Below are 19,856 nucleotides of genomic sequence, written 5' to 3'. Positions count from 1 at the left end.
ACCGGCTCCGGTGACCGACGGAGTCAACAAGGGTCCCGAGTCTGTCGAAGGACCGGGACTCGCGTTGGATCCGGGCGCTCGCTCCCGTGACGAACGCCAGCAGATCGCGGCAGCCGCACTGGCCGAGGCGGAGCAGGCGGTCCGGCAACCGGCGCCGCGACGGTCGGCCCGACAGCAGGAGCAGCAGCAACCCGATCCTCGCGACGTCCGAGGGCGTCGCGAGGGTGTCCGAACCCGACGCCGCAAGGTTGCCGACACCGATTCCGATCGGCAGCCCGGGCCGGAGGCGGACCCGGAGTCGGTGGCGCGCGAGATCGTGCTGCGCAAGCTGACCGCGCAGCAGAGATCGCGCAGTGAGCTGGCCAAGGCGCTGAAGGAGCGCGACGTCCCCGACGACGCGGCGGACGTGGTGCTGGACCGGATGGAGGAGGTCGGGCTGGTCGACGACGCGGCGTTCGCCGAGTCGTGGGTCCAGTCCCGGCAGTCGCGGCGCGGCCTGTCCCGCAAGGCGCTGCGGCACGAGTTGGTCCGCAAGGGAGTCGATCGCGACGACATCGACAACGCCCTCGCGACGGTGGAGCCGGACGACGAACTCGCGGCCGCCACCGCGCTGGCCGAGAAGAAGCTCCGTACGATGAGCGGTCTCGACCGGCAGGTGAAGTATCGACGTCTCGCCGGCGCCTTGGCGCGCCGCGGATTCTCCCCGGGCCTCACATCGCAGGTGCTGTCGTCCGTGTTGGGGGATCGGGCCGATCCGGACACCTGATGTGTTCAACCGGGCTCGCGGCAGCAAAGCGAACTCGGTTGCAGGTCGGGCCAGCAGTCTGGGACCGTTGCCGACCATGAGGCTGCTTCTGATCATCGGACCTCCCGCCGTCGGCAAGATGACAGTGGGCCGAGAGATCGCCGCACAAAGCGACTTCCGGCTATTCCACAATCACCACACCATCGAGCCGTTGGTCGAGGTCTTCGGCTACGGCACCGAGCCTTTCAACGTCCTGAATGCCGAGTTCCGCCGGCGAGTGATTCAGGAAGCAGCGCGCAACAAGTTGGATCTGATCTTCACCTTCGTGTGGGGCCTGCAGGACCCGGCTGATGCCGGCTATGTCGAAGAGCTCGTCGCGCCTTTCGATCAGGCCGGAGGCGAGGTCTGGGTGCTAGAACTCGCCGCTGATCTTGCAACACGGCTGGTACGCAATCGGGGCGAGAGCCGGCTGGCTGCCAAACCGACCAAGCGGGATGTCGAGTGGTCCGACGACAACGTCCGCCGCATGGAGTCCCATCAGCTGAACACGGATCCGACCGGATCCACAACGACTCCCGCCGACGCGTTCCTCGCCCGCCATCCGCATCTGCGCCTCGACACCCACGACCTGGCACCCACTGACGTGGCTCGCATCGCACTCGCCTGGCTCAACCAAGACGCGACCGATGCCGCCCGCGACCTGCGCCCCGCCGACGCGGTCTAGCCTTGGCCTAGCTGGCCCGCGACGTGTCTCGGTGAACGGTTCGGGTGGATGCTGTCTGAATGGTGTTACGTCTTCGTCGAACCGTCGAGTGGCTGTACGCGTACCGTCTGCGACGTCACCTTGCCGCTCAGTCGTGGCTGCCCGATCACATCGGCGTGATCATGGACGGCAATCGTCGGTGGGCCAGACGGGCCGGGTTCGACAACCCCAGCATCGGGCATCAGTACGGCGCCGAGCACCTGGAAGATCTGCTCCACTGGTGCCAACGCCTCGACATCAACCATGTCACCGTGTTCGTCTGCTCCACCGAGAACCTCGATCGACGCGCAGCCGGGGAAGTGTCCTTCCTGATGAACGTCATCGAGACCACGATCAGCCGGATTCTTACCCGGCCGGGCCGGTCCTGGCGGGTCCACATGGCCGGCAATCCGGATGTCCTGCCCGACAGCACGGCGACCTCCTTGAAGGAGCTGTGCAATCGGACCGACGCCATCCACACCGGACGCCACCTCACGTTGGCCGTCGGATACGGAGGTCGGCAGGAGATCGTGGACGCGTTCATCGCGTACCTTGACGAGCACACAGCCACCACCGAGACGCTGGACGACCTGGCCCACACCTTCGAGGCAACCGACATCGACCGGCACCTCTACCAGCCCGGCCTGCCGCTACCCGACATCATCATTCGCACCAGCGGTGAACAGCGCTCGTCCAACTTCCTGATCTGGCAGGGCAGCCACGCCGACTACTACTTCTGCGACGCCTACTGGCCCGCCTTCCGCGAAGTCGATTTACTCCGCGCTGTCCGCGACTACACCCGCAGACGCCGCGGTCGCAGCTGAATCCAAGATCTCAGCGGTCCCATCCGGCGACATGATCATGACCGTGTCGCCAGTGCAGGACCGCGGACGACGCTCAGCAGCCCATGCCGACGACGGTCGCCATCCGACTCCGGCATTCACCGTGTACTCACGAGATCAGGAACTCCGGGATTCGCGAGCCGGAAGGTGATTGGGCCAAGGCTGAGGCGATCTCCCGGACGGACGGCTGCTGTTCCCCAGATGCGGCGTTCGTTGACGAAGGTGCCGTTGGTCGATTCGCGATCGATGACATACCAACGTCTCGCGTACAGCATCAGGACGGCGTGTACGCGGGAGGTTGCCTCGTCGCGCAGGACGACGTCGCAGTCTGGTCGACGCCCGATGACCAGCACGGGTGAAGAGGAGTCCGAAAGCGGCAATGTCGGCAGGCTGCGGTCAAGCTCAGCGATATCCGTAGGCGTGCCAGTTGTCGATCACGTGTCGACGGATGTCGGCGGGCCAGGCATGCGCCAGGTCCGAGGGAGTCGGGCGTTCGTCTGGCTCGAACCGGTCGGCGATCAGGCAGTTGTGAACAACTTTTGTGGCGTGGTAGCTGAGCCGTTCGTGGGCGTCGAGGTAGATCGGCAGGATGTTCTGCGATTCATTGGCGAAGTGGATCTCCCCGTGCTCGGGATGGGCACGGCTGGCGAAGGCCCAGATCACCTGCCTCGGGTCCGCGATGTCGATGTCGTTCTCGACCAGCAGCAGCTTGGGTATCCCGAACGCGAGTTTGCCGGCGCCGAACACGGTACGACCGATCTGTTCGGCAAGCTGCTTCGAGGACAGCCCCGTCTGTTCGTGCCAGTCCGGCCGCACGGCAACGACCCACCAGTGGTTCGCAGACTCGAGCACTCCCCAACAGGCAGCGACCGGCAGCTCGGCCCGACGCAGGATGTGGACCATTTCTGCAGCGTGCGGCATACCCCAGCCCGTATGGTCCTCCTCGACCGGCGCTCCGGCTACGGCCACCGGAAGGATCGCCTGGTCACGGTAGGTCACCGCGGTCACCTGCAGTACGGGACGCGGCAACGCAGCGCTGCGATCGAGGTAGCCGGGATACTCGCCCATCGGGCCCTCGTCCGCGACGTCGGTGTGCGACACATATCCCTCGATGACGATCTCCGCGGTTGCCGGCACGAGCAGATCCACGGTCTCGGCAGCGACGACATCGAGCGGCTCGCCAAAGTAGGCGCCGAGGTAGTGAGACTCGTCCGCACCCTCGGGCAGCGGCATCCCACCGACGTACGGCAGTCCGGGCTCCACGCCCAACGCCACCGCGATCGGCATCGGCTCGCCGCGCTTTTCCCACTGTGCCTTGATGATCCCCAGATGCTGCGGCGGCGGAATCAGGCAGGCGAGCCGGTTCCGGTCCAGCAGCATCATCCGGTTGATCGACCAGTTCGTCCAGGAACCGTCCGGGGTCTTGGCGATGTTGAGTCCGTACGTCTGCAGGTAGCGTCCGCCGTCACCGTCGTGGATGAGTGGTGTCGGGAACCGCAACAGATCGATGTCGTCGCCGCGCATCACGTTCTGTTTGCACGGCCCGGTGTCGAGCAGCCTGGGTGGGATCGGGTCGCGTCGCCGGGCATCGGCAAGCGCGGTGACGATGTCGGCGCCGCTTGCGTCCGGCGGCAGGCCGAGCGCGATCGCGATCCGAGCGTAGGCGAGTCCGGCTTGCGACGACAACCCGCCCGGCGCGGCCAGCACCCGGAAGCCGTCGCCGATCCCGCTGATGTTCTCGAACAACGGCGCCGGTGCGCGCAGTTCATAGGACCGCCGGGCCACCGCACCCAGTTCAAGATTCCAGTCCACCTCTCTTTCGATGTGCTGAATCTCGCCGATCTTGTCAAGCTCGGCGACGAACTCGCGTAGATCGCGGATATGTCTCATGCTTCTCCTCTGCAAGGTCTTCGCCCCAACGGGGCAGATCGGGGACTTCCACACCGAGCAGGTCGAGGGCTCGTGCGGCCGAGTGTTCGAGAATGTCCGGGACGTTTGTCGGGCGCAGGTACCAAGCGGGCACAGGTGGCATGACGATCGCGCCCGCCTCGGTGACCGCAGTCATCGCCCGCAGATGGCCGAGAGTCAACGGCGCCTCGCGCACCATCAGCACCAGGGGCCGTCGCTCCTTCAGCGTGACGTCGGCCGCCCGGGTCAGCAGGTTGTCGCTGAGCGCATATGCGATGGCCGAAAGCGTTCGGATCGAACAGGGTGCGACGATCATCCCGTCGGTGCGGAACGATCCGGATGCGATCGCTGCTCCCACGTCGGCTGGCCGATAGACGACGTCGGCCATGGCGGCCAGCTCGGCCGCCGACAGGTCCGTCTCGTACGCCCGTGTCTGCTGGCCCGCCGCACTCACCACAAGATGGGTCTCCCACCCTGCCTTATGGGCCAGCTCCAGCACCGCGATCCCGTAGCCGATGCCGGTGGCTCCGCTGATCCCTACCACCAGCCTAGGCGGGGCTGGATGGCCGTCGATGCGCATCGATGACTCCGCACCTATCCGGCACCGGGAGCATCGGGCGCGGTCGTCGGCGCACCGACGCCGACGGATTGTCGGGCGAAGTAGTCGGCAAGGTGATCCGATCCGGTCGGCGGTGCGGTCATGTCGTTGGTCATCACCGCGGTCAGGAACTGCAGCGGTCCGTGGACGCGCTCGGGAGTACACCGTGAGAGCACCCATACCGCGGCGACGACCAGGACGCGGGGGAGGTGACGGATCCGTGGTTCGGTCCGGTGCGCGGCGAAGGCGGCACGGGCGATGTCCTGATAGCTCAGTACGTCGGGACCGCCGACCGGCACGTCCGTCGCGTCCGACCTCGCGGCCTCGAGGCAAGCGTCGGCCACATCGCGACCGGAGATCGGGTTGATCCTCAGCTGTCCGTCACCGATCAGTGACACGACGCCGCGGCCGGCCATGGCCAGGAACTCGTCCATGTCGGAGAAGTAGCCCGTCGGGCGCACCACCACCGAGGAGACGGGGGAGGCGGTCAACGCGTCGACGAACTTCTCCTTCGCCGCGGCCAGCCGCACGGTTCGACGAAGTTCGCGCCCGTGCAGCACGGACACGTACATGAACCGCGCGACGCCTGCGCTCTCTGCCAGCCGCAGCAGGGCCAGGTTGCCGCGGTAGTCGACATCCAGGTAACCGACGCCGTCTCGCTGGCGGGTGATGCCGAGCGCCGAGAACACCAGCTCGACGCCATCGGTGACGCCGGCCAGAGTTGCCGGATCCGTCACCTGCCCGACGAAGGCGTCAACCCCGGCGGGGAAGCCGGCAGCCTGCTCCGGTCGCCGCACCAGAACCCGTACGCGACAACCCGCATCGATCAGCGCCTGTACGAGGTGCCGGCCGAGATAGCCGGTCGCTCCGGCAACGAGCACGCGCTTGCCGGGCATGCTCGGACGCGCTTCGTGGTGAGGATCTGTGGTCATGATTTCGTGCTTCTTCCGTCGCGAGCCGTGCCCGGCGCCGGGTTGACACGACCCGGCACCGGAGTTCTTGGACCACACGGTACACGATTTGTGGACCGGTGAGTACACGAATTTGGTACGCTCGTCCGCATGGCCCGACCAGCCCGCCCCGTGGACCCGAACAGCGAGCAGGATCTGCTGGTTGCGGCCGCGCAGACCTTCGCCCGCGACGGCTACCAGGCCGCGTCGCTGAACGAGATCCTGGAAGCCGCAGGTTGGGCGAAGAGCTCGCTCTACCACTACTTCGACAACAAGCTGGGACTTCACGATCACGTCGTGACCGTCCTGCGCAGACGGCTCGGTGATGGGCTCACCATGCCGAAGCTGGCGGATCTCACCGCCACCGACTTCTGGCCCGCGATGGCCGAGATCCTCGATCAGCTCGCCCGCGCGGCCTCCGAACATCCGGAGACGCGGAACCTCGGCCTGATGTATCACCGAGACGACTCGGCCGATCCCGACAGCGCCCTGCAGAAGTTGCGAACCGATGTCGCCGACTGGCTCAATCGGGCCGTACGTCGAGGCCTGGCGCTCGGGCTGGTGCGGCGCGACATTCCCGCCGACCTTGTCGTCGAACTGACCATCGCCGTGCTCGGCGTGCTGGACCGGTGGGCCCTCGACCGTGCCCTGAACGCCCCCGGCGGTTCGGATGCCGGCCGGCTCTCGCTGACGCTCATCCAAGACCTCATCGCGGCACGGGGCCAGGACAAGACGCGGAGCCACGACAAAGCTCCGCGGTCTCGGTAGGTGCTTTGGGCCGACGGATTCTCGGTGGTGCCGCTGACAGCACAATGCGATGCTCGCGCCGTGGACTGGTCGGAAATCGGAGGGACCTGGTGGCGGCTGCGACCCGCGAGCTGGGCCGATGAGGCAGCGATCGCCGAGTACGGACGTGGTCCCGATCCCAGCTGGATCGGGATCGCTGCATCCTCACCACCCCAGAGAGCTCACGACGTGGTGCAGGAGTTCGTGAAGGGGGCAGCCGGCGACTTCGGTCTCGTTCATCTTGCCGTCCTGAAGGAATCGGACGCGATCATCGGGATGATCGGCGCCCAGAAGCACGGACCTGACATCGTGGAGATCGTCTACGGTATCGCTCCGGCGTGGCGTGGTCGCGGACTTGCGACCGAGATGTTGACCAGCTTGACACGGGCAGCGCAAGATCAGGATGCGTCGCGGCGCTACGAACTGGTGATCGACCCATCCAACGCCGCTTCACGGCGGGTAGCTGAGAAGAGCGGATACCGATGCGTCGGCACGCGCGACAGCTTTGTGAAAGCCACCGGCGAGACGTACGAGGATCTGCTCTATGTGCCGTCGTGGCAGGTTGACTGAGCCTTCCCGTCTGAACAAGCGCGTGCCCCCGCATGCGCACGGCAAGTTGTCCGAGGAGCCGAGGTAGACGTGAGTGATGCTGGTGCCGGCGGTCTCTCGCCAACTCTTTCCGATGGTGTGGTCACGCTCCGACCGTGGTCGAGAGCCGATGCTCCGTTCGTGGCGCAGGCCAGTGCCGACCCGGCGATCCGGCGCTACAACGGCAGCCACGACCGGCAGGGACGCCCGGCTCCGCCGCCGACGATCCGTGATGCCGAACAGGTCATCGACGAGTTCCTCCGCGGCTGGAGTGCGTTCGCGACAACCGGAACCCCTTCGGGAGTTGCGTTCGCGATCACCGACGCGGACTCCGGTGAGTTGGTCGGCTGCTGTGGAGTCGACGACTGGACCGGCGAGGACGTCGCGCAGTTCGGCTACTGGGTCGCGCCCGAGGCCAGAGGACGCGGGTACGCCACCCGAGCGGTCGTCCTGCTCACCCGGTGGCTGTTCGAACTCGGTGCGGCCCGGGTCTTCTTGACGATCCTGGCCGGGAACGACGGCTCGGTCGCGGTGGCCCGCCGAGCCGGCTTCGTGTACGAGGGAACCATGCGCTCGCACAGCGTCTGGCACGGCGAACGCTGTGACGTCATGTGGTTCGCCGCACTGCCGCACGAGTGGGTGCACGGGCAAGATCAGCCGCATGGCCAACATCAGCTGCATGACCAAGATCAAATGCATGATCGGGATCAGGCGCCTCCGGACGGCGTCGCGCGGTGAGGGTGCCCTGGTTGAGAGAGCTTCTCCGAGGTTCTGCGGAGTTGTCCGAGGGTCTGCAGCTTTCTACGAGCTTGCAAGACATTTCGGGCCTTGAGAGGGCACGCAAGCTCGGACAAGTTGGCGGAAGCTCGGACAAGATCCCCGAACCCGAACCAGGTTCTGAGCCCGTCGAAGGGACCGACAACCGCTCCGATCCGCCGAGTCGACCCGGGCCGCGGCCAATGGACAGCCGAGGGCACAACGGCCGCATTCATCGCATCGCACAGGCTCCACGGTGCCAACCCGTACAGAAGGCGCCAACCCGTACCTGAAGTCAAACGCGTACAGAAAACCAGTCCCGGGCGGCTCGCGCCTGCCGGTAGGTTGCGGCGAATGTCGTTCAGTCCCGATGACACTCTGCCGACCGCCTCGCTGGCCGCCGTCTGTGATGCGTACGGGTTGGGTGCGCCGATCGAGACCGCGTTCGTGGCTCGGGGTGCGATGGGCGCCGTCAACAAGATCACCTCCGAGCTGGCCGGTCGGCGTCGATGCTGGACGGTGAAGCGGTCGTACTGGGGCCACTACACCGAGGAAGCCATCCGGCGCGAGGTCGAGTTCACCGAGGAGTGCCGGGCCGTCGGGGTATCGGGACCGCGGTCGATCGAGCGGATCGACGGCGATGGCTTCGTCCTCACCCTCGACGATCAGTCCGAAGCCAGCACCCAGTATCGGGTGCTGGACTGGCTCGATGGCAGGGTGGGCAGCACCGATGACTCGGACACCGTCGAACCGATGGCCCGCTGGCTGGCCGCGATACATCGGCTGGCCGAGGACGCCGGCGGGCAGCCGATCGACCCGTGGTTCGTCCGCGTCGACTACCAATGGGACGATCTGGCCGCGCGGCTGGCCGGGTCCATGCCGGAGGTCGCCGAGCAGCTCCGGCTCCGCCGAACCGACCTGCTGGAGCTCACCGCCGTGGTCAATGGAGCCCCGCAGCGGGGAGCCGTCTGGTGCCACACCGACGTCGGCGCGGACAACCTGATCTGGCGGTCGGACGGGCCGTGGCTGATCGACTGGGAGAATTCCGGTCCGCTGGTGCCGCGGCAGGAGCTCGGCAGCATGGTGCGCGGGAACGGCGACCGCGGGCTCGAGCTCTACCGGGCGTACCGGCGGGCCGACGGCCCCGCCGGGATCACCGAACCGGACGATCTGGCCACCTCGGTCGCGGTTCAGTTGAACTTCCTCGGGGTTCAGTCGGAATTGCTGCTGAACCCGGACTATCCCGAGCAGCACGACTTCGCCCGGAACGCGGTCGGCAATGTCGGCAGTCGGCTGCCGACACTGGCCGAATTGGAGAAACGGATCGTTGAGCTGAACGCGGCCGGCTGATCCGCACCGCCGGCCGGACGTTCGGTGGCGGCGCGTGGACCTTGACCCGTGTTGGGCCCAGATCTAGTCTTCGGGTCAAGAGGGAACTTGACGGCACTCGCCCCGGCGGGTGCAGCTGAAGCGAGATAACGCACGGCGGCCGAAGGGCCGTTGATATAACCACCACCGCCGTCTCAACCGAAAGTGAGCGGACACCGAGTACGCGGCATGACGTAGCTGGATCGCGGTCAGCCCTTCGCGGGCTGCGCGAGTGATTCGTCGAACCCTCTTACCTGGGGCACGCATCAGGCGCGCCCGGACCTGGGAGGAGCGACGAGTGTTGGACATCAGCTGGGTCGAGGTGCTGATTCTGATCGCACTGGTCGTCCTCATCGGGCTCGTCGCCGTAGCGGCGTTCCGTCGTCGCCAGTCCGGCATCGAAGCCGCCCACGCCGGTCAGGAAGTCGTCGCCGGCGCCGAACGCGACGCCCAGCAGTTGCGGACCGACGCCGAACAACTACGCGCCGACGCCGACACCTACCAGCGCGACACTCGCGGCCGGGCCGACGAGCTGCTGCGGGAAGCTCAGGCAACCCGCAACCAGGCCGACGAGGAGGTCCGGGCTCGCCGCGGAGAGCTCAGGTCGGCGCGGCAGGAGCTGGATCGTCGCGAGCAGCGGATCACCGAACGCGAGACCCGGCTGGACGACGAGAGCCGCAACATGCACGAACGGGCCCAGCGGCTCGATGAGCTGGAATCCGACCTCGCCGCCAGATCCGACGAACTGTCGGTCGCCGAGGCGGCCCACACCCAGGAGCTGGAACGGGTCGCCGGGCTGACGCAAGATCAGGCGAAGACCGAACTCGTTGCCACCGTGGAACACGAAGCCAAGCGGCAGGCCGTGCTGGTCGCCCGGGACATCGAGAGCGCGGCCCGCCGGGACGCCGAGGACCGGGCCCGGGACATCGTCGTCGGCGCCATCCAGCGGATCGCCTCCGACCAGACCTCGGAGTCCGTGGTGACCGCGGTACACCTGCCCGGCGACGACATGAAGGGCCGGATCATCGGCCGCGAGGGGCGCAACATCCGCTCCTTCGAGCAGGTCACCGGGGTCAACGTGCTGATCGACGACACCCCGGAGAGCGTGCTGCTGTCCAGCTTCGACCCGGTCCGCCGGGAGACCGCCCGGATCACCCTGGTCGAGCTGATCGCCGACGGCCGGATCCACCCCGCCCGGATCGAGGAGGTGCACGAACGGAGCAAGGCCAAGATCAACGAGCGGGTGCTCCGGGCCGCCGAGGACGCGATGGCCGAGGTCGGCATCTCCGACGTCCATCCGGATCTGGTGCCGGTGATCGGCGCGCTGCGCTACCGAACGTCGTACGGGCAGAACGTGCTCAAGCACCTGGTCGAGTCCGCTCACATCGCCGGCCTGATGGCCGCCGAACTGCATCTGGACGTGGCCACCTGCAAACGGGCGGCGTTCCTGCACGACATCGGCAAGGCGCTCACTCACGAGGTGGAGGGCTCGCACGCGCTGATCGGCGCCGACCTGGCCCGCAAGTTCGGCGAGCATCCCGACATCGTGCACGCCATCGAGGCACACCACAACGAGGTCGAGCCGCAGACCGTCGAGGCCGTGCTGACCCAGGCCGCCGATGCGATCAGCGGCGGCCGGCCGGGTGCTCGCCGGGAGAGTCTGGAGGCCTACGTCAAGCGGCTGGAGCGGCTGGAGGAGATCGCGCTGGCCCACGACGGCGTGGAGAAGGTATTCGCCATGCAGGCCGGCCGCGAGGTACGGGTGATGGTCGCCCCCGACGTGATCGACGACATCGAGGCCCAGGTGCTGGCCCGCGACATCGCCAAGCAGGTCGAGGAGGAGTTGACCTATCCCGGCCAGATCAAGGTCAGCGTGATCCGCGAGTCCCGCGCGGTCGAAACCGCCCGCTGAATTTTGATTCTCAACCCCGCGGCCCCCCACTCCCGCACCAGCTGCAGCACCCCGCACTGGCTGCACCCGGTGCGGGGTGCTGCTGCTGGTGCGGGAGTGGGGGCCGCGGGGTCAGAGGCTGCCGACCCCGACGGTGGAGGCGGCGGCGTTGGCCGAGGCGGCCGGGTTGTCGATCATGGTGTCCTGCGGCGGCTTGCCGGCGCTGCGGCCACGGCGGGCCATCCGTCGTTCCAGCCAGCGCGCCACCCGGGTCAGGCTGTAGTTGATGATGATGTACATCGCGGCCACCACGATCACGGTCGGGATCAGGTTCCCGTACAGGTTGGACATCGTATAGCCGCTCTGCAGCAGATCCGGGTAGCCGATGATCGCGCCCAGCGCGGTGTCCTTCAAGATCACCACCAGTTGGCTGACCAGCGACGGCAGCATCGCGGTGATCGCCTGCGGCAGCAGGATCGCCCACTGGCTCTGACTCTCGGTCAGCCCGATGGCCAGACCGGCTTCCCGCTGTCCGCCCGGCAGCGAGTGCACGCCGGAGCGGATCAGCTCGGCGATCACGGCCATGTTGTAGAGGGTCAGACCGACGATCACGCCGAAGAACGCCTGCCGATTCGGCAGATGCAGCACGAACAGCGCGAAGTAGTAGGAGAACAGCATCCCGACCAGCACCGGCACGGCCCGGAAGAATTCGACGATCACACCGCAAGCGCCGCGAACGATTCTGTTCTGCGCCAGCCGGCCAAGTCCGAGCAGCACGCCCAGGATGATGCTGAGCACGATCGCGATCACGGCTGCCAGCAGCGTGGACGCCAACCCGGGCAGCAGATAGTCCAGCCAGGTGCTGGCGTCCAGGAACGGCTTCCACATCGCCGCGGTGAACTGATTGTTCTTCGGGTTGGCCAGCCCGCGGATGATCAAGAACAGAGCCAGCAGGAACAGCAGACCGGCGACAACGCCGATGATCAGGTGCCGGCGGCGAGCCTTCGGGCCCGGCGCATCGAACAGGACGGTGGTTTGATCGCTCATCGACGTACCGCCATCCGCTTGGACAGGCTGGTGAAGAAAGCGCCGACCGGCAGGGTCAAGATCACGAACGCCGCGGCCACCAGCAGGAAGATCATGTAGAGCAGGGAAGCGCGGGCCTCGATCATGTTCTTCATCGCGTACGACATCTCCGCGACGCCGACGGTGGACAGCACGGTGGTGTTCTTGGTCAGCGCGATCAAGGTGTTGCCCAACGGTGCGATCGAGCCCCGGAAGGCCTGCGGCAGGATGATCGAGGACAGCGACTGGCCGAAGTTGAGGCCGATCGCCCGAGCCGCCTCCGCCTGACCCTGCGGAACCGTGTTGACGCCGCTGCGCAGGGCCTCGGCGACGAACGTCGCGTGGTAGACCGCGATGGCGATCACGCCCCAGCGGAATCCGTTCTGCACAACGTCATCGGTGGCGTGCGGGCTCGCCAGCGACAGACCGAGAGTGCCCAGCAGGGCGACCGAGCAGACGAACGCGATCAAGGTCAGCGGAGTATTCCTGATCAAGGTCACGTATCCGGTGCCGATGGCTCGCAGCACCGGGACCGGGGAGACCCGGAAGATCGCGATGATCGTGCCCAGGATCAACGATCCGATCGCGCCGACCACGGTCAGCTTGATCGTCATCCAGAACGCTGCCAGGAAATGGAATTCCTTGATCAACGACAGCAGGTCGCCCACGCGGCCTCCTCAACGATTGATGGACGAGAGGCCCGGGCGGTCGGCACCGCCCGGGCCCTGTCGGCTCAGGAGCAGGGGATCTGCTGCGGCGGGTTCTTCGACGGGTCCGGCTTGTAACCGGCGTCACCGAAGTTCTTGTCCAACGCCTTCTGCCATTCGCCACTGCTCTGCATCTTGGTCAGTGCGGTGTCGATCTTCTTGCAGAGTTCGGTGTCGCCCTTCTTGATGCCGACGCCGTACGGCTCCTCGCTGAACGGCTTGCCGACCAGCTTCAACTTGCCCTTGTACTGCGGCTGAGCTGCGTAACCGGCGAGGATGTCGTCATCGGTGGTCAGCGCGTCGATGTTGCCCGAGATCAACGCCGGCAGGCACTTGGAGTAGGAGTCGTACTCCTGCAACTGCACCTTGTTGGCGAAGTCCTTCTTCACGTTCTGCGCCGAGGTGGAGCCGGTCACCGAGCAGAGCTTCTTGCCGTTCAGACTGTCCGGACCGGTGATCGAATTGTCGGCGCTGCGGACCAGCAGATCCTGCCCCGCCATCAGGTACGGGCCGGCGAACGACACCTTCTGCTGCCGCTCCTCATTGATGGTGTAGCTGGCGAAGATCATCTTCACCTGGCCGGACTGGATCAGCGTCTCCCGGTCGGCCGACTTCGCCTCCTTGAAGGTGATGTTGTCGTAGCCGAGCTCCTTGGCCACGTACCGAGCCACATCGACGTCGAAGCCCTGGTAGTCCGAGCCGACCTTCATGCCCACGTTCGGCTGGTCGAACTTGATCCCGATGGTGATCGACTTCGAGGCGTTGTCGCCCGATCCCGAGCCGCCGTTGCCGTTGTCGTCGCTGGCACACGCGGCCATGCCGAGAGCGAGCACGGAGGCTGCGCCGACTGCGGCGATCTTCTTCGTGAAACGCATTGGAGTGTTGTCCCTTCGAGTTGCAAACGTCAGTTGTTGATCAATGCACGTCGGTTGTTGATCAATGGGTGAGGATCTTGCTCAGGAAGTCCTTCGCCCGGGCGGTGCTCGGGTTGGTGAAGAACTGCTCCGGATCGGCTTCCTCGAGGATCTGGCCCTCGGCCATGAACGCGACCCGATTCGCCGCCGTCCGAGCAAACCCCATCTCGTGGGTGACCACGATCATGGTCATGCCCTGTTCGGCGAGCTGGATCATCACGTCCAGCACCTCGTTGATCATCTCCGGGTCGAGCGCCGAGGTGGGCTCGTCGAACAAGATCACCTTCGGATCCATCGCCAGCGCTCGGGCGATCGCCACCCGCTGCTGCTGGCCGCCGGACAATTGGGCCGGATACTTCTGGGCCTGGCTGCCGACGCCGACCCGGTCGAGCAACTCCATGCCGCGCTGGTTGGCCTCGGCCTTGCCCTTCTTCCGGACCTTGATCGGGCCCAGCGTCACGTTCTCCAAGATCGTCTTGTGCGCGAACAGGTTGAACTGCTGGAACACCATGCCGACGTCGGAACGCAGCTTGGCCAGTTCCTTGCCCTCGCTGGGCAGCGGCACCCCGTCGATCGTGATCGAGCCGGACTCGATCGTCTCCAACCGGTTGATGGAGCGGCACAGCGTCGACTTGCCCGAACCCGACGGACCGATCACCACCACCACTTCGCCGCGGCCGACGGACAGGTTGATGTCCTTGAGCACGTGCAGGTCGCCGAAGTACTTCTGCACATCGGTCAGTACGACCAACGGCTCGCCGACGGCGACCGACGCGGGCGCTGCAGGTGCCAGCTGCGGCCCGTCGGCCGAACCCGACGCGGAGGAGTTGGGGGATCCGGTCATAGGGAGGACCTTAAACGAACCTGATCGCGCACATCGCCAGGAGGTATTGAGATTCGGTTACGGTCCGGAACCGATTTCGCCGGTCAGGCTGCGGGCCGGCGTTCGACCGCATGCTTGACAGCACGCCGTGATCAGTAGGCACCATGGGCAATCACTGACGAGCAGGTTCGGCTGCTTCGACGGCCGAGCCGGACGAAGGAGTTCTGCATGCAGCCGTCGCTTCCCACCTCCCGTTCTTCCCGCCGCGCGTTCCTGGCGGCCGGCGCAGCCGTCGGCGTGGCAGCAGCCACCGTGCGTACGCCGGTCACTGCGCACGCCGACGATCGCACCGTGCCCGAACCGATCAAGGTGCCGGAGGCGATCGGGCGGGGCGGCGCGGTCGCCTCGGTGGACCCGTACGCCAGTGACATCGGCGTCCGGGTGCTGCGCGCCGGTGGCAACGCCGTCGATGCGGCGGTCGCGACAGCGGCTGCGCTGGGCGTCACCGAGCCGTTCTCCAGCGGCATCGGCGGCGGCGGATTCTTCGTCTACCGGGACGCACGCAGCGGCCGGGTGTGGACGATCAACGGACGGGAGAACGCACCGCGTACGTTCACCGAGGACGTCTTCACCGACGGGGACGGCAACGCGCTCGCCTTCGGCGACGTGGTCACCTCCGGCCTGTCGATCGGGGTGCCCGGCACGCTGGCCACCTGGGCGACCGCAGCCCGCTGGTTCGGCACCCGCCGGCTCGGCGACCTGCTGGAGCCGGCCGAGGAGCTGGCCCGCCGCGGATTCGTGGTCGACGCACACTTCCAGGAGTACATCGAAAGCAATGCCGACCGGTTCGCCAAGTTTCCCGCCAGCGCCGCCTTGTTCCTACCCGGCGGCGCGGTGCCGAGCATCGGCGACGGGTTCCGCAACCCGGACCTGGCCGACACCTACCGGCTGCTGCGCCGGCGCGGAACCGGCGAGTTCTACGACGGGCCGATCGGCCGGGCCGTCGCCGAGGCGGCCGGGCGTCCACCGACGGCGCCCGGCGTGGACGTGTACGCCGGACAGCTCACCATGGGCGACATCCGTCGCTACCGGGCCGAGGTCAAGCCGCCGACCCGCAGTGGATTACGAGACCGGACGGTGTACGGGATGAGCCTGCCCAGTTCGGGCGGGATCGCGGTGGGCGAGATCCTGAACCTGATCCAGGCCTACCAGGCGAGCACCGGGATCTCGCTGGCACAGCTGTCCGAGGTGGACTACCTGCACCGCTTCTCCGAGGCCAGCGCCACCGCGTTCGCCGACCGGAACCGATGGGTCGGCGACGTGCCGGGCGTGCCGATCCGCGAGCTGCTGAGTACGCGGTTCGCCCGCGAACGGGCAGGGCTGTTCGACCCCGAGCACGCCCAGCCGCGGCCGATCCCGTTCGGTTTTCCGCGAGGCGGGCACCATTCCGGGCACCGCGTTGGCCAGCCGGAGCCGTACGAGGGCCCCAACACCACCCACCTGAACGTGGTCGACCGGTGGGGCAACGCGGTCGCGTACACGTTGACGATCGAGCAGATCGGCGGGTCCGGGATCACCGTTCCGGGCTACGGCTTCCTGCTCAACAACGAACTCACCGACTTCGACTTCGTGCCGCTGACCGCAGGCGTACCCGATCCCAACCTGCCCGGTCCGGGCAAGCAGCCGCGGTCCTCGATGAGCCCGACCATCATCACCCGGCACGGCCGGCCGGAACTGGTCTGCGGCACTCCAGGCGGAGCAACCATCATCACCTCGGTGGCGCAGATCATCCTCGGCCACCTCGAGCGCGGCCTGCCGCTGGTGGACGCGATCAAGGCACCCCGGCTGAGCTCGCGCAACAGCAGCACCGAGGCCACCGATCAGGGGTTGGCCGACTCGGCCACCGGCGCCGGCCTGACCGCGCTCGGCCACAAGCTGGTCGACGGCCCGGAGATCGGCAACGCCTCCGGCATCGACGTCGGCCGACGCGAACTCACCGCGGCAGCCGAGACCGATCGTGCGCACGGCGGCAGCGCCCGAGTGGTGCGCCCTCAGCGGCCGTAGATGCCCCAGACGCCGTGATAGGAGGCACCAGGCTCCAGGATCACCAGGCCGTCGGCGGTGAGCTCGGAGTTGAACGCGTCCGGGCCGCAGGTCATCGGTTCGACCGCCAGGCCGATATCGCGGCGGTCGTCCCCGGTGTAGATCTGAGTCCAGCGGTGGTGTTGGTCGGCCCAGATGTAGGTCTCCCGGTCGCTGCGGGCCAGCCGGATCCGCCAGCGACCCTGCTCGTCTCCTGCCAGCTCGGTGAACGCGGTGTCGAAGTTGCGCGATCCCAGCGGCGCGGCAGTCCGCAGATCCTCGTCCAGGCCGTCGACAGATTCCAGCGAGACCGGCAGCAGCCGATCGTCGACCTTCAGATACTGCCCGGCCGGGGCGGTGATCTCGATCTCGTCGACGCTCTGCTCACCGAGGGTGAAGTAGGGGTGGGCGGCGTAACCGAAGGGGACCGCCCGATCGCCGACGTTGTCGCAGCCGACGGTCACCGTCAGTCCGCGATCGGAGAGTTGGTGGGTCAGCGTGCAGCGGATGGTGCTGTCCCAGCCCTTCTGCGGAAAGACCGTGACCTGCTGGGTGACCGTGTCGGCGGTGTGGCTGACCAGCTCCCAGCCGACCCAGCGGACCAGGCCGTGGATCGCGTTGTGCCGTTCGGGTTCGCTCAGCGGCAGCTCGTGATCCTCGCCGCCGAAGCTGTAACGGCCGTCCCGGATCCGGTTCGGCCACGGCATCAGCTGCTGGCCGCGTCCGCCGGCGACCCGATCGCCGGCTCCGAAACCGGCGATGAGGTCGCGGCCATCGACCTGGAGCCGGCGCAGGGTGGCGCCGAGCTCGGTCACCACCGCCCGGTAGCTGCCGGAGGAGATCTCGTACTGATGTCCGGTGGGGCTGGTGGCGACGCTCGCAGTCATGACACCGAACTCTATCGGCGCTTTTCCGCGTCCGGACAGCCACCGATTACGCTGAGCGATCATGTCGGTGGATAGTCAGCTCACGAGTCTTCAGCCGGTGCCCCGGACCGAACCCGCCGGGACCGAACCACGTACCTATGCGATCCGCACCCACGGCTGCCAGATGAACGTGCACGACTCCGAGCGGCTCGCCGGTCTGCTGGAGGACGCCGGCTACCGACGCGCTGCCGACGACGACTCCACTAACGCTGACGTGGTGGTCTTCAACACCTGTGCGGTCCGGAAGAACGCCGACAACCGGCTCTACGGCAACCTCGGTCAACTGTTGCCGATCAAGAAGGCGCACCCGGGCATGCAGATCGCCGTCGGCGGCTGCCTGGCGCAGAAGGACCGCGGCAAGATCACCGAGAAGGCGCCCTGGGTCGACGTGGTGTTCGGCACCCACAACATCGGCCAGCTGCCGCGGCTGCTGGAACGGGCCCGGATCGAGCAGGAAGCTCAGGTCGAGATCGCCGAGTCCCTGGAACGCTTCCCGTCCACGCTGCCCACCCGGCGCGATTCGGCGTACGCGGCCTGGGTGTCGATCAGCGTCGGCTGCAACAACACCTGCACGTTCTGCATCGTGCCCGCGTTGCGCGGCAAGGAGACCGACCGCCGGCCGGGCGACATCCTGGCCGAGATCAAGATGCTGGTTGATCAAGGAGTGCAGGAGATCACCCTGCTGGGCCAGAACGTCAACGCGTACGGAGTGGAGTTCCGTGATCGCGGCGCGTTCGCCAAACTGCTCCGCGCCTGCGGCGACATCGACGGCCTGGAACGGGTTCGCTTCACCTCGCCGCATCCGAAGGACTTCACCGCCGACGTGATCGCGGCGATGGCCGAGACGCCCAACGTGATGCCGCAGCTGCACATGCCGTTGCAGTCCGGTTCGGATTCGATCTTGAAGTCGATGCGCCGCTCCTATCGCAGCGAGCGCTATCTCAAGATCATCTCCGATGTTCGGGAGGCGATGCCGACCGCAGCGATCACCACCGACATCATCGTCGGCTTCCCGGGTGAGACCGAGCAGGACTTCCAGGACACCATGGAGGTTGTCCGGCGGTCCCGCTTCGCCGGCGCCTTCACCTTCCAGTACTCGATTCGCCCCGGGACCCCGGCGGCGACCATGCCTGATCGGGTGCCGGCCGAGGTCGTTCAAGATCGTTACGAGCGCCTGGTCGAGTTGGTCAACGAGATCAGCTGGCAGGAGAACCGCAAGCTGGAGGGCGAGCGGGTCGAGGTGATGTTCGCCGACGGCGAGGGGCGCAAGGACGCCGCCACCCACCGGATGAGCGGCCGGGCCCGGGACAACCGGCTGGTGCACGTCGCGGTCGGCGAGGATGTTGATCTTCGTCCGCGACCGGGCGACATCGCCGAAGCGGTGATCACTCACGCCGCCCCGCATCACCTCAACGCCGATGCTCCCGACGGCGGCTCCGCGCTGCTCAACCCGCGGCGTACCCGCGGTGGTGACGCGTGGCAGGCGCGCCGTGACGCCGACAATGCGCCGGCCGCCACCGCGGTGACGCTCGGCATGCCACGGATCGGCGTACCGGATCCGTTGCCGGTGCTGCAGAATTCCTGCCAGGTCCACTGACCATGATCATCATCGGATAGGAGCCCGCCATGCCGGCAGAGCGTTTCGTCACCCAGCTGAACGAGCAGATCGGCCACGAATTCGCTGCCCACCAGCAATATCTGGCCTGCGCGGTCCACTACGAGGACCGCACCATGCCGCAGCTGGCGGGATTCTTCTACCGGCAGGCGCTGGAGGAGCGCGGCCACGCGATGATGATGATCAAGTACCTGGTCGACCAGGGGGCGCAGGTGGTGATTCCGGGTGTCGATGCGCCGGTCACCGAGTTCGCCGACGTGGTGGCGCCGGTGCAATTGGCGCTGGAGCAGGAGAAACGGGTCACCGAGCAGATCAATCAGCTGACCAAGATCGCCCGGGACGAGTCCGACTTCGCCTCCGATCAGTTCATGCAGTGGTTCATCAAGGAGCAGGTGGAGGAGGTCGCCACGATGAGCGACCTGCTCAACGTCGTCTCCCGATCGCGGGAGAACATCGAGGCGATCGAGGACTACATCCTGCGTGAACAGAGTGGGCCGGAGAACGATCCGACGGCACCGCCGCAGGCCGGCGCCGGCGCCTGAACCGGCGC

The 19,856-nt window shown here is 66.9% G+C and carries 20 protein-coding genes; 11 read left to right on the top strand and 9 right to left on the bottom strand.

The annotated features are described in order from the left end of the window. The first annotated feature begins 10 nt into the window (after nt 1–10). From FOE78_RS15740 to uppS, 3 genes are all read left to right on the top strand, one after another. Complete coding sequence (locus tag FOE78_RS15740; protein ID WP_168207547.1) at nt 11–766, top strand: regulatory protein RecX; 756 nt, start codon at nt 11–13, stop codon at nt 764–766. Between the two features lie 76 nt (nt 767–842). After that, complete coding sequence (locus FOE78_RS15735; RefSeq protein ID WP_143987144.1) at nt 843–1,469, top strand: DEAD/DEAH box helicase family protein; 627 nt, start codon at nt 843–845, stop codon at nt 1,467–1,469. Between the two features lie 59 nt (nt 1,470–1,528). Beyond that, complete coding sequence (uppS, locus tag FOE78_RS15730) at nt 1,529–2,311, top strand: polyprenyl diphosphate synthase (protein ID WP_143987143.1); 783 nt, start codon at nt 1,529–1,531, stop codon at nt 2,309–2,311. Nucleotides 2,312–2,427: 116 nt separating this feature from the next. Here the strand turns inward: uppS and FOE78_RS24820 are convergent, their stop codons facing one another. The 4 genes from FOE78_RS24820 to FOE78_RS15710 are packed head-to-tail and all read right to left on the bottom strand — an operon-like array spanning nt 2,428 to nt 5,767. Further along, nucleotides 2,428–2,682 carry an FHA domain-containing protein gene (locus FOE78_RS24820; protein WP_407662661.1) on the bottom strand — a complete coding sequence of 85 codons (255 nt, stop codon included), beginning with the start codon at nt 2,680–2,682 and terminating at the stop codon, nt 2,428–2,430. A gap of 49 nt (nt 2,683–2,731) precedes the next feature. After that, nucleotides 2,732–4,219 carry a UbiD family decarboxylase gene (locus tag FOE78_RS15720; protein ID WP_143987142.1) on the bottom strand — a complete coding sequence of 496 codons (1,488 nt, stop codon included), beginning with the start codon at nt 4,217–4,219 and terminating at the stop codon, nt 2,732–2,734. Then, a complete protein-coding gene (locus FOE78_RS15715) occupies nt 4,176–4,817 on the bottom strand; it encodes a UbiX family flavin prenyltransferase (protein ID WP_143987141.1) in 642 nt (213 codons plus the stop codon). Before FOE78_RS15715 ends, FOE78_RS15720 begins: the two co-directional genes overlap by 44 nt. 14 nt (nt 4,818–4,831) lie before the next feature. Further along, the gene (locus tag FOE78_RS15710) at nt 4,832–5,767 is read right to left on the bottom strand and encodes an SDR family oxidoreductase (RefSeq protein ID WP_210414615.1); all 936 of its coding nucleotides are present in this window, start codon (nt 5,765–5,767) and stop codon (nt 4,832–4,834) included. Between the two features lie 129 nt (nt 5,768–5,896). On the opposite strand from FOE78_RS15710, the gene FOE78_RS15705 reads away from it, so the two are divergent. The 5 genes from FOE78_RS15705 to rny all read left to right on the top strand — a co-directional run bounded on the left by FOE78_RS15705 (nt 5,897) and on the right by rny (nt 11,195). Continuing rightward, on the top strand, nt 5,897–6,553 hold the full coding sequence (locus FOE78_RS15705; RefSeq protein ID WP_143987140.1) for a TetR/AcrR family transcriptional regulator: 657 nt from the start codon (nt 5,897–5,899) through the stop codon (nt 6,551–6,553). Nucleotides 6,554–6,577: 24 nt separating this feature from the next. After that, nucleotides 6,578–7,141 carry a GNAT family N-acetyltransferase gene (locus tag FOE78_RS15700; protein ID WP_168207545.1) on the top strand — a complete coding sequence of 188 codons (564 nt, stop codon included), beginning with the start codon at nt 6,578–6,580 and terminating at the stop codon, nt 7,139–7,141. Between the two features lie 159 nt (nt 7,142–7,300). Further along, on the top strand, nt 7,301–7,897 hold the full coding sequence (locus FOE78_RS15695; RefSeq protein WP_168207544.1) for a GNAT family N-acetyltransferase: 597 nt from the start codon (nt 7,301–7,303) through the stop codon (nt 7,895–7,897). Between the two features lie 372 nt (nt 7,898–8,269). After that, a complete protein-coding gene (locus FOE78_RS15690) occupies nt 8,270–9,265 on the top strand; it encodes a phosphotransferase enzyme family protein (protein ID WP_143987137.1) in 996 nt (331 codons plus the stop codon). A gap of 316 nt (nt 9,266–9,581) precedes the next feature. Next, entirely contained in the window at nt 9,582–11,195 is a 1,614-nt protein-coding gene (gene rny, locus FOE78_RS15685) for a ribonuclease Y (protein WP_143987136.1), read from the top strand. A 111-nt stretch (nt 11,196–11,306) separates the two neighbouring features. Here rny and FOE78_RS15680 read toward each other — a convergent pair whose 3' ends face one another. From FOE78_RS15680 to FOE78_RS15665, 4 genes are all read right to left on the bottom strand, one after another. Next, nucleotides 11,307–12,221 (bottom strand): amino acid ABC transporter permease, encoded by a 915-nt coding sequence (locus FOE78_RS15680; protein ID WP_143987135.1) that lies wholly within the window; start codon nt 12,219–12,221, stop codon nt 11,307–11,309. Then, on the bottom strand, nt 12,218–12,907 hold the full coding sequence (locus FOE78_RS15675; protein WP_143987134.1) for an amino acid ABC transporter permease: 690 nt from the start codon (nt 12,905–12,907) through the stop codon (nt 12,218–12,220). The genes FOE78_RS15680 and FOE78_RS15675 overlap by 4 nt, the downstream gene beginning before the upstream one ends. A gap of 65 nt (nt 12,908–12,972) precedes the next feature. Further along, nucleotides 12,973–13,821, bottom strand: coding sequence for a glutamate ABC transporter substrate-binding protein (locus FOE78_RS15670; RefSeq protein WP_143987133.1), 849 nt, complete (start codon nt 13,819–13,821; stop codon nt 12,973–12,975). Nucleotides 13,822–13,882: 61 nt separating this feature from the next. After that, complete coding sequence (locus FOE78_RS15665) at nt 13,883–14,704, bottom strand: amino acid ABC transporter ATP-binding protein (RefSeq protein ID WP_143987132.1); 822 nt, start codon at nt 14,702–14,704, stop codon at nt 13,883–13,885. A gap of 207 nt (nt 14,705–14,911) precedes the next feature. Here FOE78_RS15665 and ggt point away from each other — a divergent pair, with 207 nt between their 5' ends. After that, a complete protein-coding gene (gene ggt, locus FOE78_RS15660; RefSeq protein ID WP_143987131.1) occupies nt 14,912–16,747 on the top strand; it encodes a gamma-glutamyltransferase in 1,836 nt (611 codons plus the stop codon). Here the strand turns inward: ggt and FOE78_RS15655 are convergent. Further along, nucleotides 16,735–17,652, bottom strand: coding sequence for an aldose 1-epimerase family protein (locus FOE78_RS15655; protein ID WP_143987130.1), 918 nt, complete (start codon nt 17,650–17,652; stop codon nt 16,735–16,737). The genes ggt and FOE78_RS15655 overlap by 13 nt on opposite strands. 61 nt (nt 17,653–17,713) lie before the next feature. Here FOE78_RS15655 and miaB point away from each other — a divergent pair, with 61 nt between their 5' ends. Together miaB and FOE78_RS15645 are read left to right on the top strand one after the other, a co-directional pair. Next, nucleotides 17,714–19,288 carry a tRNA (N6-isopentenyl adenosine(37)-C2)-methylthiotransferase MiaB gene (gene miaB / locus FOE78_RS15650; protein WP_143987129.1) on the top strand — a complete coding sequence of 525 codons (1,575 nt, stop codon included), beginning with the start codon at nt 17,714–17,716 and terminating at the stop codon, nt 19,286–19,288. Nucleotides 19,289–19,317: 29 nt separating this feature from the next. Further along, nucleotides 19,318–19,848 (top strand): ferritin, encoded by a 531-nt coding sequence (locus tag FOE78_RS15645; protein ID WP_143987128.1) that lies wholly within the window; start codon nt 19,318–19,320, stop codon nt 19,846–19,848. Nucleotides 19,849–19,856: the final 8 nt, after the last annotated feature.

The sequence above is a fragment of the Microlunatus elymi genome (assembly GCF_007362775.1).
GTDB lineage: Bacteria > Actinomycetota > Actinomycetes > Propionibacteriales > Propionibacteriaceae > Microlunatus > Microlunatus elymi.
The sequence above is the reverse complement of the archived record's forward strand: the minus strand, read 5'-3'. Positions and strand labels throughout refer to the sequence as shown.